At 40.5% G+C, this 16,390-nt stretch carries 11 protein-coding genes and 1 pseudogene; 11 read left to right on the top strand and 1 reads right to left on the bottom strand.

Annotated features, from left to right (window positions below; genetic code table 11):
* The first annotated feature begins 7 nt into the window (after positions 1 to 7).
* Positions 8 to 4,210, top strand: a complete 4,203-nt coding sequence (locus tag BV60_RS22080) for a starch-binding protein (protein ID WP_051656712.1) — start codon at positions 8 to 10, stop codon at positions 4,208 to 4,210.
* Between the two features lie 339 nt (positions 4,211 to 4,549).
* On the opposite strand, the gene BV60_RS0112715 is transcribed toward BV60_RS22080, so the two are convergent.
* The gene (locus BV60_RS0112715; RefSeq protein WP_051656711.1) at positions 4,550 to 5,446 is read right to left on the bottom strand and encodes a helix-turn-helix domain-containing protein; all 897 of its coding nucleotides are present in this window, start codon (positions 5,444 to 5,446) and stop codon (positions 4,550 to 4,552) included.
* A gap of 254 nt (positions 5,447 to 5,700) precedes the next feature.
* On the opposite strand from BV60_RS0112715, the gene BV60_RS0112710 reads away from it, so the two are divergent.
* The 10 genes and pseudogenes from BV60_RS0112710 to BV60_RS22765 all read left to right on the top strand — a co-directional run.
* A complete protein-coding gene (locus tag BV60_RS0112710; protein ID WP_197029559.1) occupies positions 5,701 to 7,653 on the top strand; it encodes a beta-L-arabinofuranosidase domain-containing protein in 1,953 nt (650 codons plus the stop codon).
* Between the two features lie 710 nt (positions 7,654 to 8,363).
* Complete coding sequence (locus tag BV60_RS0112705) at positions 8,364 to 10,028, top strand: LytS/YhcK type 5TM receptor domain-containing protein (protein ID WP_029322316.1); 1,665 nt, start codon at positions 8,364 to 8,366, stop codon at positions 10,026 to 10,028.
* Between the two features lie 38 nt (positions 10,029 to 10,066).
* Entirely contained in the window at positions 10,067 to 10,795 is a 729-nt protein-coding gene (locus BV60_RS0112700; RefSeq protein WP_029322314.1) for a LytR/AlgR family response regulator transcription factor, read from the top strand.
* Between the two features lie 176 nt (positions 10,796 to 10,971).
* Positions 10,972 to 12,444, top strand: coding sequence for a carbon starvation CstA family protein (locus tag BV60_RS0112695; protein ID WP_051656709.1), 1,473 nt, complete (start codon positions 10,972 to 10,974; stop codon positions 12,442 to 12,444).
* Positions 12,445 to 12,822: 378 nt separating this feature from the next.
* A complete protein-coding gene (locus BV60_RS0112690; protein ID WP_029322311.1) occupies positions 12,823 to 13,518 on the top strand; it encodes a DNA alkylation repair protein in 696 nt (231 codons plus the stop codon).
* Positions 13,519 to 13,579: 61 nt separating this feature from the next.
* A complete protein-coding gene (locus tag BV60_RS0112685; RefSeq protein WP_051656708.1) occupies positions 13,580 to 14,302 on the top strand; it encodes a Na+/H+ antiporter NhaC family protein in 723 nt (240 codons plus the stop codon).
* Between the two features lie 97 nt (positions 14,303 to 14,399).
* Positions 14,400 to 14,621 carry a DUF5688 family protein gene (locus tag BV60_RS0112680; RefSeq protein ID WP_029322308.1) on the top strand — a complete coding sequence of 74 codons (222 nt, stop codon included), beginning with the start codon at positions 14,400 to 14,402 and terminating at the stop codon, positions 14,619 to 14,621.
* Positions 14,622 to 14,995: 374 nt separating this feature from the next.
* Positions 14,996 to 15,709 carry a LytR/AlgR family response regulator transcription factor gene (locus BV60_RS0112675; RefSeq protein ID WP_029322306.1) on the top strand — a complete coding sequence of 238 codons (714 nt, stop codon included), beginning with the start codon at positions 14,996 to 14,998 and terminating at the stop codon, positions 15,707 to 15,709.
* A gap of 98 nt (positions 15,710 to 15,807) precedes the next feature.
* Entirely contained in the window at positions 15,808 to 16,077 is a 270-nt protein-coding gene (locus tag BV60_RS23850; RefSeq protein WP_051656707.1) for a hypothetical protein, read from the top strand.
* Positions 15,977 to 16,309 (top strand): annotated as a pseudogene (locus BV60_RS22765) (type IV secretory system conjugative DNA transfer family protein); the annotation flags it as partial. The gene BV60_RS23850 and the pseudogene BV60_RS22765, both read left to right, overlap by 101 nt.
* Positions 16,310 to 16,390: the final 81 nt, after the last annotated feature.

The following is a 16,390-nucleotide window of genomic DNA, read 5'->3' as shown; positions in this document are numbered from 1 at the left end:
GGTAGTTATGAGAAGAGGTAAATATGTAGTAAAACGGTTAATGTCCGTTTTACTTGGGGCATCTCTTGCCATGGGAGCACCCGGATCTGCCCTTGTTTCTGTGGCAAGTGAGGCAGAAGGCATGGAGTCTGCAGAGCTTTTTGACGGGGAGACTGATCTCAACCGGGAAGAGAGTGAAAGTGACGAGACTGCGACAGGGGAAAATGAGTCACAGGCAGGGAAAAATGAGACACAGGCTGAATGCTTCGGGGAACAGACAGACAATTTCAAAGAGGAAGAAATACAAAAATTTGAAAATTTAGAAAACCCTGAAAGTGATGAAAAGACAGCAGATGAAGAGAATGCTGATAATACTGCAGAGACACCAGATCAAGGCATAGAAGAAAATGCTGAAACAACATCTGACGTAGACAATTCTGAAGTACCATCATCTGATGCATCTGCAGATAACATGGAAGATACTTCTGCTGTAAAGGAATCTGAGAACAAGGATGATCCGGAAACTGCGGATGCTACTGATGAAGATGCAGAGTCAAAGAAGCAGGCAGCTAAGGATAAGCAAAAGCACGAAAAGGAAAATATCAATAACAGTGCAAGTGTGAATCGTGAATCTATTCATGACGGAACAATTCTCCATGCTTTTTGTTGGAGCTTTAATACTATAAAGGAAAATATGCAGGCAATTGCAGATGCAGGTTTTACAGCAATTCAGACATCACCTGCAAACGCATGCCTTGATACACACCCTGCATTATCACTAAGAGGTGATCTTAACGGAACCGACGGAATGTGGTATTACCACTATCAGCCTACAGACTGGACTCTCGGTAACTATCAGCTCGGAACAAGGCAGGAGTTTATGGAAATGTGTAACGAGGCTGATAAGTACGGGATCGGTATCATTGTGGACATTCTTCCGAACCATACAACACCTACCGACGAAGCCATTTCACAGAATATGATCGATGCTGTCGGCGGATGGGATAATCTTTTTCACAAGGATTATAAAGCTGGAATGGATTACAACAACAGAGGCAGTGTTACCTACAATGCAATGGGCGGCCTATACGATGTTGATACCGAGAACACAGATTTTCAGGATTATTTCTATGCGTATCTTAACGATTGCATCAACTGCGGCGCAGACGGATTCAGAATTGATACGGCGAAGCATATAGCACTTCCTGATGATCCGGTTCCTTCAAACTACTCTGAGGATGCGGGCAGAAATAATTTCTATCCCAATATGGCAGCAGCAATTGATGCATATTCGGAGGAAACAGGAAACGGAAAAAATTATTCTAATCTTTTTGTATACGGAGAGGTCTTACAGGGAGATGGGGACAGACTTGCTGCATACCAGCAGTATATCGGCGGAACAACAGCCAGCAATTACGGAGGAACAATAAGATCTGCAATTGCCGGAAATAATGTTTCGGCAGGTAAGCTTTCCGGATACGGAATTTACGATGAGACCAATTACAAGGCTGACAGTAACAGGCTTGTGACCTGGGTTGAGTCACACGACAACTATATAAACGATGAGTCCTATAAGACACTTGACGATAAGGATACTATTGAAGCATGGGCTGTCATCGCAGCAAGAAAAGACGGAACACCGCTCTTTTTCTCAAGACCGAGAGGAAGCTCAGCTGAAAATCCTTTTGGCGATAATATTATCGGCATAACAGGAAACGATTTATTTAAATCACCTGAAGTTACAGCGGTAAACAAGTTCAGAACATCTATGAAGGGAAAGGGAGAAACTCTTTCAAATCCCGGTGGTGATGTTCATGTACTCATGATCGAAAGAGGAGATGAGAAGGCAGAAGGCGCAGTTCTTGTAAATACTGCATCATACCCTGTTGCAATTAGCGGAGAAACAACACTTGCAGACGGTAACTATGTAAATACCGTTGAAGGAAAAACCGATCTTTTCAGCGTAAAAGAGGGTAAAATCGATGGAATCATTCAGCAGGAATCTGTAGTTGTCCTCACTAAAGCAACTGATGAAGCTTATACGGCAGTTCATTTCAATAATTCAAATAATTGGAAAAACGTACTTGCATACATCGATGACAATGAGACTCCGGTTATAGCACTTAGTGAAAACGACGGATGGTTCAGAATAAACGTAGCTTCAGAAAACTTCAAAATTGCATTTACAGATGGAAATGAGAAGACAGCTTTCTATGATATAGAAGGCGGAAAAGAGTCCTTTGTAACACCTGAAAAGACAGATGTTTTTGAGTCCAAAAAAGATGCGGATACTGCACTCGGACTTGTTACGGATTCGGTATACTTTTTCAACACTGAGCTTTGGGGTGCAACAAATATCTACTCCTGGTTTGATGATCCGTTTGTGCCTGTAACGGGAGAGTGGCCAGGCAAGAATACTTATGATGATGGAGGCTACTGGATAAGAGCTGACTTAAAGCTACCCAAAGAAAGAGCTGATGATAAGTACAACGTAATTTTCAATACAGAAGGAACACAGACTGCAAATATTTCTGTAACAGGTGATAAGAAGTACATTGTTTTAAACGGTAAGAATGATCAGGGACAGTGGAATGTATTACAGTTTGCATCAAAGGCAGAAGCTGAAGATGCACTTGGAATCTCAGCAAACAGTACAACAGTTTATTTCTATAATAAGAATGAATGGGACGAGGTTTACGCGTATACCTGGGAAGCATACTCTTTTGGAGAATGGCCCGGAACTGCCTGTGAAAACGAAGGTGAGGGATGGTGGAAGGTAACTGTTCCTGCCGCTGCAGGTGCAAACTTTAAGATTATTTTCAACAATAACAATAATGGTAAGCAGACAGGTGATCTTGTAATAAGAGACATTAAGAACAGATTTGTTGTGGGTAACAGAATTTACGGTTCGAAGGAAGAAGCACTGAATCCTCCGGATGAAGAAGATTTTGTTGTAACACCTGCATATCCTGAAGGAACACCTGTTACAAGAATCTACTATTATGATGATAATGACTGGGGAAGAGTTGACGCTTATATCTGGGGCGGTGTAGAGAACAAGTATAACGATGCCCTTGGAAAATGGCCCGGAACACGTATGTACAGTGAAAAGAACGGATGGTATTACACCGACGTTCCAACTGAAGCTATGGAGGGCGGAAGCCTTCACTTAATTCTCAACAATATGGGATCTGGTCAGCTTGAAGATAAGATTATCGACGATACAACAAATGTATTTTTCAATACAACAAAAACAATAGGCTATGGGTCCAAAGAACTTGCCATTGAAGGAAAAGATAAGACAGAAGAACCCGGTAAAGAGGATCCTGAGGAGCCCGGTAAAGAGGATCCCGAGGAGCCCGGCACAGAGGAGCCCGGTAAAGAGAATCCTGAGCAGCCCGGCACAGAGGAGCCCGGAAAGGAAGAACCTGAGCAGCCCGGCACAGAGGAACCCGGAAAAGAAGAACCTGAGCAGCCCGGCACAGAGGAGCCTGCAAAAGAAAATCCCGGAACACCGGTAAAAGAGGAAACAAAGGAAACTGTAAACACAAAGCCTGAAGGAACCGCAACTACTCCTGATACACCTTCAAAGGAGGAAAAAGAGAAGCCTTCTGTAACAGTGCCTGAGACTACTCCGGCTAAAGTCGAAACAGAAAAGGCTGTTTCTGTTACAGGAGTTAAACTCGACAAGCACAAGGTAAAGATCGGTAAGACAGGAACATATAAGCTTACCGCTGATATTTTGCCTGCCGATGCTACAGACAAGGAAGTTACCTGGTCTTCAAGCGACAATAGTATTGCCGAGGTTTCTGCAGAAGGACTTATAAAAGCTAAGAAAAAGGGCAGCTGCATAATAACTGTTACAACCAAAGATGGTGGCTTTAAGGATGATTGTAAAGTTACAGTTACCAAAAAGGTAAAGGTAGAAGGAGTAAAACTTAACAAGTCAAAGAAGACTCTGACTGAAGGAAAAACCTTTGCTCTTAAGGCAACGCTTAAACCTAAAAAAGCTACTATAAGTGATGTAAAATGGAGCAGTAGTGACAAAAATGTTGCCACAGTTGATGAGAACGGTGTGGTCACAGCAGTTTCTAAGGGTACTGCAACAATTACCGTAACAACAGTGGAAGGCAATTACAAAGCAACCTGTAAAATTTCTGTAAAAAAGCCTAAGACCAAAAAGATAAAAAAGACTAATACCCAAAAGGTAAAAAAGGCTAAGAAAAAATAAATAAAACAATGTCTGTACGTGTTGGACATTTGTTGGACACGTACGGATATACTAATTTGTGTAAAGCAAAGCGGCCTTGGCAAAACAAGGATTGACGCTGGGAGGAGCTGTTTGAAAATAGTTTGTTTCAGATGAATCTTTGGAATAGCCAAGGACCCGTATGTTGCAATACCATACAAACTCCTATAATTTTTTCCATATCTTCTTAAATCCAAATTTCTAAAAGGTGGTAAAAGACCGCTTCGATTGACATGTCTCTCTCATTCCGGAAACATGTCATTCGTAAGCGGCCTTTTATTCGTGTAGAGAAATAACCGTGTTTGCTGCTTTGATGAAGCTTTAAACGTGGTAGAGAAGTCTTTTTGAATAGGTATTACGGTAGGCAGTCGGAGAAAGACCCGTCACTTTTTTAAAGCTCCGCGAAAAGTTGTGCATATCTGAGAAACCTAGTGAAGCGGCAATCTCAGAAATGGTTTTATCGGTATCAGTGAGTAAATAGCTGGCTGTTTCTATTTTCTGAGACATAATGAACTGCTTTAGGGAACTTCCGCTTACAACGCTGAAAAGATGCGAGAGATATTTGGGGCTGTAACCGAAAGCATCCGCAATATCCCTGATCTTGATGTTCTCTGAGATATTCCGCCTTATATAATCAGCGATATCGGAATAGATCTGATTATTGCCTATGGGGTCAAGATTTCTTGGTATTTCTGAAATCAGCTGCCCGAAAAGCTCAGCTACAATTGAAGTTATCGCAGCGTTTAAAGTTATGTCCGGGTAGTTGTTCCTTTCAAGATCCTGAAGCTGCTTCATTTGTACTACCATCTTCTCAAGTCTGGGGACGGGCGCAGTTTGAGGTATAAGAAAACAGCCTGCCCTCTCATAAACATAAGCTTCATCCTGAGTAATTCTTGCAGGCAAGGTTTTCATATCAACCGTGAAATGTGACCAATAGAAGGAGCAATACGCTTTTTTGAAGCCGCTTCTTTTACTTTTACTTGGAGGAAGAATGAGATATTCTCCTGCGGATACCGTAAAATCTTCATCCATATATCGAAGAAACAATGTGCCCTCTGTTACAACTATCAGCTCATAGTCAATAAGCAGAGGCAGATTTTCATGCTTCCAATCAGAGGAAAGAGCGACAAACTTTCCTGATCTTAAATAACGAAAAAGCTGTTCTCTTGGAAATACAATTAGTTTATTCTGAACTTTTTTTGGTTTTGCTTTAGTCATTGCTCGATAATCTCCACATATGTAAATGCCTGTTTTCCGGCTCATTATACTATATAAAAGTGAAAAATGACACATAAGATGGAATAATGACACATAAAACAGAAAAATATTACACCTATTACGAAAATCGCCGATAATATCGGGATGTAATGAATGGAAAAATGACACTTATTCTATCTATATACTATTTTTATGTCTTTGGCAAAATGCTAATCTTTTTGCAGAAAACAAAACTAATGAAAGGCAAAAATATCATGAATAATTATTATATGACAGTACCTCTTTCATCTGTGGAGCTGACAGACAGATATTGTGATGAGGCATTTAATATTGAAGTTAACAACATGCTGCTTCTTAATCCGGACAGATTACTCGCAGGCTTTTGGGAAGTGGCAGGCCGTATAGCCGGTTTGGATGAAGCATCCATAAACACCCTTATGAAGGGAGAAAAACGATATGGCGGAAACTGGGAGGATGGTCTTATAGGAGGACATACCCTTGGACACTACATTACCGCATTGGCTCAGGCTTTTGCTAGTCCCGCCCTTGATGATGAAAAAAGGAAAAAGGTATCAGAGAGACTCGACTATATTCTTGATGCATTGAAGGAATGTCAGAAGCTTGTTAAAGGAACCGGAGAGGAAGGCTTTATTTTCGGAGCGGCACTTCCGACAAAGGAATTTCGTGATAACCCGGTTCTTCAGTTTGATAACGTGGAGCAGGGCTTTGATCATCCTTTTGAAAAGGCATGGGTTCCGTGGTATACAACCCATAAAATATTAAGCGGTTTAAATGCTTCTTTTAAAATTGCAGGTAAAAATATCGGACTGGAAGTCGCAAATGACTTTGGAATGTGGATTGCAAGAAGAGCTCTGTCATGGTCAGAAGAAATAAACAGGACTGTTCTCGGAATAGAATACGGCGGAATGAATGACTGTCTCTACGAGCTTTATCAGATAAATGAAGATTTAAAGAAAAAGGGCAGCAGTTTGTATCATTGTGATTTTGAAATGTTTAAGGCTGCAGCTCATCGCTTTGATGAGATTCCCCTCTTTGAGAAGGTGCTTTTGTCCGGTAAAAATACTCTTAACAATTTTCATGCAAATACAACAATTCCCAAGTTTGTGGGAGCTCTTGCAAGATATGAGACGGATGCCGGGGAAACGAAGTATTTGGAATATGCTGAGAGCTTCTTCGACATGGTTGTTTCAAAACATACATATGTTACAGGAGGAAACAGTGAGGATGAGCACTTCGGTGAGGATGATATTCTTGACGGTGAACGGACAAACGTTAATAACGAAACCTGTAATACCTACAATATGCTGAAATTTTCAAGAAGACTTTTTGCCGAGACGGGAAAAAAGAAATACCTTGATTACGCTGAGAGAACTTTTATAAACGCAATTCTTGCTTCACAAAACCATGAAACAGGTTTTACCACATATTTTCAGCCTATGGCTACAGGTTATCAGAAGGTGTTCAATACTCTGGACGGTAATTTCTGGTGTTGTACAGGAACAGGTTATGAGAACTTTACCAAGCTGCAGGACGGCATCTATTTTGAAAATGAAAAAGAGCTGATCATTGCTTTATACATTTCTTCTGAATATAAAACGGAAGACTATGATATAGCTGTAAGTTGTGACTTTTCATCTTCTCCCGATGTCAGAATTAATGTAGCTCCTCGTGAAGGTAAAAAAATTACAAAGGATCTGTGCCTGAGTATTCCTACATGGGTAAAAGACGCACCTGAAGTAAAGAAGCAGGGTGAAATTCTGAAGATAGAAGAAAGAGGAGGATTTTTGATTATTCCGGCGAATATGTTAGAGGATGGATGCGAACTCTCAGTAAGCTTACCTATGGGGATCACCTGTCATAATCTACAGGACGGAAAGGATACCTATGCATTTATGTACGGACCATATGTGCTTTCTGCAAGGCTTGGAGTAGCAAAAATGAAGACCAGAGGACATGGAATTTCTGTTGTTGTAGCTGATAGGAAGGCTGTGGATACAGATGAAGTGGTTATTACTTCCGAAAAGAGTGTAGATGATTTTATCATGAATATAGAGTCTTATCTTGTAAAGAGAGATGGCGAGATGGAATTTGATCTTAAAGGAACCGACAGAGAGCTTGTGTTCACAACCCATTATAATCAGTACAGAGAAAGCTACGGCATTTATTGGAAATTTAAAACAGTGTAGAAGGATGCATTCTTAGGAAATCTTAACATTTAATAACTTAAACTTCGCACAGTGGAAACCAGGCTGAGCTTGCAGCCATCTGCCACTCACACCCTCAGACCATATACTCATTTTCACCGTCAATTGGCGAAAAGCATTCATCAGGCTCTTTGTTTTTTCTTTATTTCATGCGTGGTGCAAAACTCAAGGCTGTTTGCAAAAGCCACTAACGTTCTTTAGACTTTTTGGCAAGTGATCCTGAGCTTTGAATTTTCTTATGCTCGCATAACAGATTTCAAGTGCATGCGTGATAATTAGCGAAGAATGAGCGATTTTTTATCACGCATGCACAATCAAAGAAATCTGTGTGAGCATTAGAAAATTCAAGCGAGAGAATATCGCAGCGAAAAGTCTAAAGAATGTAAGTGGCTTTAAGCAAACATCTTTCAAACATGTTGCCCACGCATGATAAAAAACAAAGAGCCTTATGAATTTCGCCAGATGACGGTTCATCTGAGTATATGGTCTGAGGGTGATGGTGGCAGATGGCTGCAAGCTCAGCCCTTCTTTTCGTGCGAAGTTTAAGTTAATAAAAAATTGCAAAATACAGACAAGAGGATGGTAAATTTTTGACTTAAAAAGTTAAAAATTTACCATCCTCTTTTGTTATAATTAAGTGAACAGGGATTATGTTGTTATTGCAAAATGGTGAAAAAAGCCTGGGGGGTCTTATGGAGCTATACTATAGCATGGTTGCTAATATTGGATTTCTTGTTCTTATAGCCAATGTTTTAGTCAGAATTCCCGTAATCACACAGATGATCTGTGAAGACAAAGACGATACCTTTATTTCGAAGATTGTGCTTGGTACAATCTTTGGCGGCTTTTGCATTTTTTCAACATGTACCGGTGCCCAGGTTCAGGGTGCCATACCTAACACCAGAGTTCTGGGTGCCCTTGCGGGAGGTATGCTTTTTGGACCGACTGTAGGAATTCTTGCCGGTTTTATCGGGGCGGTTCAACGCTATCTGTTTGACATAAATGGTGTTACATCCTTCGCATGCGCACTTTCGACTTTTATGGAAGGCGTTCTCGGTGCTGTGATATACAGCTTTTTCCGTAAAAAGAACATAGACTTTGAATGGTATTTTCTTGTGGTGATCACAGCTGCCTGCGAGTGCCTTCACATGGTAAACCTTTTGATTTTTGTGCATCCCTTTGACCTTTCACTTTCCATAGTAAAGATTATTGCTCTCCCCATGGTGGTATTTAACGCTATAGGGATGGTACTGTTTTTCTCTGTTTTTGAGGATATTTATACGAGGCAGAATTTGATTGCAGCTGACAAGATGAGGCTTGCGCTCAGCATTGCCGATGCCTGTATCCTGAATATAAGAAAAAGCAGCGTAACAGATGAAGATTTTATGGAAATGGAAAAAACAATCGGAGGCTTTTCAAGATGCAGGGATGTTTTCTTTTTGCCCTACAATAGGAAAAACAGACTCCTTGAAAGTGAGTACGAATTTTCGGATTCCTTTATTGATAATATGGAAGAACGTTGCTCAACGGAGATAACTTATAGAAAGGGTAAAGGTCTTTTGGGGATCAGACAGTCCCTTGTGGCATCGGGGGCGAAGGTTACCATGGGAAGCGAGACCTGGGGATATCTGGTGCTTGTATTTGAAAGAAGATACTCCTCACCTGAAGCAGCTGAATGTCTTGTCTCTGCACTTGCTAAATTTTTCACCACAAACTATGAAGCCTATCAGGTAGAATATCAGAAGAAGATGAGAGAGCGTGCGGAATTCAGAGTTTTGCAGTCTCAGATAAATCCTCATTTTCTGTTTAACAGTTTAAATACCATATCCTGTTTTTGCAGGGAAAAGCCTGATTATGCAAGGGAACTGCTGCTCGCACTTAGTGTCTATTTCAGACATAATCTTAATTCCAGTAATGATTACATGATTGACATAGCTGCCGAATTTGAGCAGGTCGATGCTTATCTTATGCTTGAAAAGGCACGCTTTGAGGAACGGCTCCGGATTGAAAAGCATATTGAGGATGACATTCATGTGCAGGTTCCCACACTTATTCTTCAGCCCATAGTGGAGAATGCAATAAAGCATGGCGCAATGAAACGTGAGGTTGGAAAAGTCAAGATAGAAGCAGGCATGGAGGGTGAGGAGCTTGTAATAAAAATATCCGATAACGGGCATGGAATACCGGAGCAGGTACTCCGCGCTTTCAATGATAAATCGACAAAAGGTAAATACGGCCTTTTGAATGTTGACGGAAGGCTTCGAAGCATTTACGGAGAAAAATACGGGCTGGTAATTGATTCATCTACAGAGGGAACAACGGTAACTATACGGATTCCACCCAAAACATTACTGTAAATTAAGGCTGAAAAACAGACGAATGAGGATTCTTTAATATGACACGAATTTTAATTGCCGATGATGAAAGACCTGCAAGAAGTGAGCTCAGGTTTTTACTCGAAAAAATAATTAAGGAACTTAACAGACCGGATGCGGAGATCATGGAAGCCGGAAGCGGAGCTGCTGCTATGGAACTGGCAAATAAGTATACCTTCGATATCTGTTTTCTGGACATAGAGCTTGGAGATATGAAGGGAACAAAGCTTGCGGAGCTGGTAAAACAGAAGGAAGCTGAAACGGCTATTGTTTTTGTGACTGCTTATGAAAGCTATGCCTTAAGTGCTTTTGAGCTTGATGCCGTAGACTATGTAATGAAGCCCTTTGATGAAGAGCGCATTAAAAAAACTACATCTAAGCTCATGAAGAGAAATATAGGTGCAAAAAAGATGCCGGGACCTTTTGCTCTTCCCGCAGGTGATCATATGGAAGTTGTGATCGCAGACAGTATAAGTTATATAGAAGCGGTACATAAAGGTGCAAAGGTTCACTGTCATAAGGAGGTATATTTTTCAGGAGATCCTCTTATAGATTGGGAGAAAAAGCTTGTGAGTGCCGGTGATCAGTTTGTGAGAGTGCATAAAAGTTTTATCGTGAACCTTAACGCCTGCGAAGCGCTTGTTCCCGATTATAATAATGGCTACGCCTGTAAGTTGAAGGAATGTGATGTGACGATTCCTATAAGCAGAAACATGATTCACGAAATAAGGGAGCATTTTTGCATGTAATTCAGTACCATTTTTTTGCATTTGAATACCGGATCATTGTCACCAAAATTCATTGGTTTATACTTGAAAGTAGGGAAGGAAGAACTTCCTAAAAGGGTTATGGAACTGTGGGCTGACCTTGGGAATCCAATTCAAATGGAATTCTCTTTGGTCTAAGTAAGTAGGAGGGGATTAATATGATAAGCTTTTTTGTATGTCTAATCGTGTTAGTTGCAGGTTATTTTATTTACGGAGGAATTGTAGATAAAATTTATGGGCCTGATGACCGGCAGACTCCGGCTGTAAGAATCAATGATGGTGTTGATTTTGTAGTAATGCCCAGATGGAAACTGTTCCTTATTCAGCTTCTTAATATAGCAGGTCTTGGCCCCATCTATGGTGCTCTTGCCGGAGCTCAGTGGGGAACATCGGTATTTCTTTGGATTACTCTCGGTACTATCCTTGCAGGTGGGGTACATGATTTTTCGGTAGGTTTTATGAGTATGCGTCATGACGGTGCCAGTGTATCAGAGCTGACCGGTATGTATCTCGGAAATATCATGAAGACCATAATGCGTATTTTCAGCGTAGTTCTCCTTGTTATGGTCGGTACTGTCTTTGCGGTAGGCCCCGCAGGTCTTATTGCACTTCTTATCGGTAATCAGGGCGGAAGCGGACTTTTGACAAACACCACATTCTGGCTTGCTCTTATTCTTGTTTACTATTTTATTGCAACCTTTGTTCCGATAGATAAGATCATCGGAAAACTTTATCCGGTATTCGGAATTTGCCTTATTGTTATGGCGGTTGGCGTTGCAATCGGAATTTTTACACATGGATATTCAATTCCGGAAATTGAACTATCAAACCTTCATCCCAGTAGCACACCTATATGGCCTATGATGTTCGTATCGGTTGCCTGCGGTGCTATTTCAGGATTCCATGCAACACAGTCACCTCTTATGGCTCGTTGCTGCAAGACTGAAAAAGAAAGTCACATGGTATTCTACGGTGCAATGGTTTGTGAAGGAATAATCGCTCTTGTATGGGCTGCAGCAGGTAGCGCAGTTTATGCAAGAACCGGTGGACTTACAGCAGGGCTTACGGATATGCTTGCAAACGGTCAGGCAGCATGCGTATATGATATCTGCACAAAGACAATGGGCGGCTTTGGTATTGTTCTTGCTATGCTCGGCGTTATCGCTTGCCCTATAACATCAGGTGATACAGCATTCCGTTCAGCAAGACTGGTTATCGCAGACTGGTTTAAGGTTGATCAGAAGCCTTACCTTAAGAGACTTTACCTTTGCATACCGCTTCTTCTTGCAGGTGCATTCATCAGTCAGTTAAATTACAGCGTTGTTTGGAGATACTTTAGCTGGTCCAACCAGACACTTGCTATGATAGCTCTTTGGACAGCATCAATGTATCTTTATAAAAATGCAAGCAACTATTGGATTACAGCTGCTCCCGCAACCTTTATGTCAGCAGTTTCGGTCACATATTTCTTCTGTGCACCCGAGTGCCTGCATCTTCCTGTAACTATTGCTTACCCTGTGGGAATTATTGCTGCTATTGCATTCCTTGGAATATTTTTATTCAGTACAAGAAAGACGGAGATAACAGACAAAAAAAAAGATAACAGACACGGACATTTACATACAGCATAAAGAAAAGTTTTAGATTTTTCACAATAATGTTTTAGCCCCAAGATATCCATTTGGGAATGCTTGTTTTCGTCTACGGTGTGATTTCCATAAATTCAAAAACAGATAAATGCCTCATTTCATGTTGTTCAGAGCAATCGGCATTTATCTGTTTTTTTCATTTTGAAAATCATCGTCTCGTCCGAGAGCTGCGCATCCCCCAATGGACACCTTTGTGGCTGGACTGTCTTTGAAAAGCCTGTATAACACAGAAACCAGGCTTCGAAAAGTCCTTTTTTACAGACGAGTAATACAAAACTTCAAAAAATAGTATAATTATTATAATAGTAGGATACTTTATCAAAAATGTAATTGCTTTTTTCATAAGGGTGGTTTGAAAGAATGATACAGAAAATAAGAGAAGAGCTTTTTGCTTTAGAGGACATAAAATACAGGGATTTTCAGGTGGGACTTATACCAGGTAAAACCATTGAAACTATGATAGGAGTGAGGACACCTGCTCTTAGGAAGCTTGCAAAGGACCTTGCAAAAAAGGAAGATGTAACAGTATTTCTACGCAATCTCCCGCATAAGTATTTTGATGAGGACCAGCTGCATGCATTTATCATTTCTGAAATTAAGGACTATGATACCTGCATAAATGAAGTGGAGCTTTTTTTACCATATGTAGATAATTGGGCTACCTGCGATCAGATGTCACCAAAGATATTTAAAAAGCATAAAACCGAGCTTCTTGATAATATCAAAGCCTGGATAAGATCTGATAAAACCTACACCGTCAGATTCGCTATCGGTATGCTGATGCAGCATTATCTTGATGAAGACTTTTCGCCGCAATATCCGGAAATGGTTGCAGCGGTAAAGTCCGATGAATATTACATAAACATGATGATAGCCTGGTACTTTGCAACAGCGCTTGCTAAGCAGTACGACGAAATTCTTCCTTTCATCACGGAAAAACGCCTTGGTACCTGGACTCACAACAAGACAATTCAAAAGGCTGTGGAGAGCTATCGCATAACTCCGGAACAGAAGGAATACCTTAGGACGCTCAAAATAAAGGGGGAATCTCACTGAAGAAGTTGAAGAACATAGTAAAATATTCTTAATATGGTTTTGGGAAGAGGGGATGATTAGAATGATTGAGACAGGATGGATATCTATATTACCGTCAATTATAGCAATTGCCTTAGCGCTTATCACAAAAGAGGTTTACTCTTCACTCCTTGCAGGGATTATTACAGCACTTGTTTTATATATTCCAAGAAAGATATTGAAGCCCAAAGAATTTGTTGAGACTATAGTAACCGGCATTGAAAGTATCATACCGCCGATGCTTATACTCATTCTGTCCTGGAGTCTTGGCGGAGTATGCCGTCAGATGATAGGAACCGGAGAGTTTATATCGGGATTTGTATCAGGAGCAAATATTTCCTTGAACCAGTTGCCACTATTTGTTTTTGTGATTGCTGCACTCATGTCATTTTCAATGGGTACGTCATGGGGAACCTTTGGTATACTTATTCCTATTGTGTCAATGATTTGCCAGACTTCAAACGGAAATGCGATGCTAATTCCAACTCTTGGAGCAACGCTGGCAGGATCTGTGTATGGAGACCACTGCTCACCTATATCTGATACTACTATTCTTTCCTCAACAGGAGCTATGTGCAATCATATAAGGCACGTGGAAACCCAGCTACCATATGCAACGTTGGTTGCTGCTTCATGTGCGGTAGGATATTTTGTTAACGGATTTTTTAATCAGCCATGGGTCGGACTACTATCCGGTGCCGCAGTGCTGCTTTTAGCATTAATAATATTTATCCGGACATCATCACGCAGAATATTTGAATATTGATTTACATAAAGGGCAGTTGTTCTTGAAACAGAACAATTGCTCTTTTTCTATGCCCAAAAACGGGTGCAACTATATTCAATTCACAGGAGGACACAGAATGAACTACGAAGAGTTCAAGGAAAATCTTGCAAATGATGTTAAGGAGCAGATGGAGGCTAGATCAGGCTCCGAGGTTACAGTTGAAACAAGAACAGTAGAGAAGATGAATGAGACTTATGATGCGCTCACAGTTAAACCCGAGGATAGCATCATCGGTGTACACCTAAATATCACAAAACTTTATGAGGAATATGAGAATGGAAAAGGAAGAAATATATAAAGGTGGGAATTGAAGAGCTCGTAATTCCAAAATGCAGACCATGCTGCGAATAGTAGGATTTGGTGATAATGAAGGCTCTGGCTTTCCTGCAGTTTTCTTTACGACTCAGTTAAAAAAAGTGGCGATAAAAAAGTAACGATAAAATCTATTTAGAATAAAGAGAGAATACTAGAATTTTAAAGGAGCACGGAGAAAGCAAAACAGTTGATATAGCTAATGAATTAGGGCTAGGTATATTGCGTACAAGAAAGCTACTGTCAGAGATGGACCATGTATTATAAAGACAGTTCAGATATGAAAAAGGTCGTTTCGTGATGAGATCATAGTTTTTCTTATGTATTTATGATACGAATAACTTGGAGGTTTATTGCCTTATGAAGATAGCAGTATGTGATGATGAAGAAAAAATAAGAAACATTATAATGTCGGATTTGAAATTATCATTCCCGGATGATGAGATTATAAGCTTTGGTAATGGAGAAGATGTACTGAGAGCTGTAGAACAAGATGGTTATATGCCTAATATTATTCTCCCGGATATTATGATGCCCGGGGTGTCCGGAATGGATGTCGCCAGGAAACTTCGTGATATTAGTGATGATGTTGTTATCATTTTTATAACAGGGGAAAAGCAATATGTATTTGATGCTTTTGATGTGAGAGCTTTCCATTTTCTTGTAAAGCCATTCTCAAATGAGAAGTTGGTAAGCGTGATAAAGGCTGCAAAAGAGGAAATAGCCAAAGCCACACTAAAACCTCAAAAGAAGTATGTGATGCTAAATTCACGAGGCAGTCATATAAGACTATGCGTTTCTGACATTATCTTTGCAGAAGTGTATGGTGCCAGGATAATCGTACACACAAGAACCGATGAAATTGAGTATTATGGACATCTTTCAGAACTGGAAAAGCTTGTAGGTGATGGCTTTTTCAGGACCCATAGAGGGTATCTTGTAAATTTGCGATTCGTAAAGAAGTACGATGCAGGAAAGTGCTATATGGCTAAGGGTGAAGCACTTATTTCAAAACAAAACTATAAGGTTTTTGTAAAAGCTTTGATAGATTACAACAAAAAGAGAGCGGAGTAAGCAGCTTTTCCATAATTTATAGAGGTTAAGAGAATAAATGATTACAGAAGCTATGTGGGATCAGAACTTCCATTATTTAATACAAGGAGGTGTGTGTAATGGCTTTAACAAATGTTATGACTCAGTCTCTTATATCTGCCAGTACATCCATGAAACAGATACAGCTTCAGCAGGGAGTGAAAAAGCAGATGGATGGTAAAGCCGGTGTTTTGGATGCTGAGATCAAGAGAGATGAGGCATCCGGCGCGGATACCACAAAAAAGAAAGAAGTCACAGCTAAAGGCTTTGTACAAAGACAACTGCGATACCATCATAGGGAACATGGATTCACAGCTCTTTCTCGGTGGTACCGAGCAGACTACTCTTAAGGACCTCAGCCAGATGCTGGGAAAAGAAACTATCGACATGTACAACACCGGTGAGAGCCGCGGCAATAATCCATCCTATTCCATGAACTACCAGAAGACCGGAAAAGAGCTTATGACCATGGATGAGCTTGCTGTTATGGATGGCGGCAAATGCATCCTGCAGCTTCGCGGAGTAAGGCCATTTCTTTCTGATAAATATGATGTTACTCAGCATCCTCATTATAAGCTGACTTATGTAAATGAGTTTTTGAAGAAGTCCGTAAAGATCTTCTAAATACCATTAAAATTTAAAAATCCCACACCCTTAAAAGTA

The organism is Butyrivibrio sp. AE3004, assembly GCF_000703165.1.
GTDB lineage: Bacteria > Bacillota > Clostridia > Lachnospirales > Lachnospiraceae > Butyrivibrio.
This window is presented reverse-complemented; position numbering and strand designations above follow the sequence as displayed.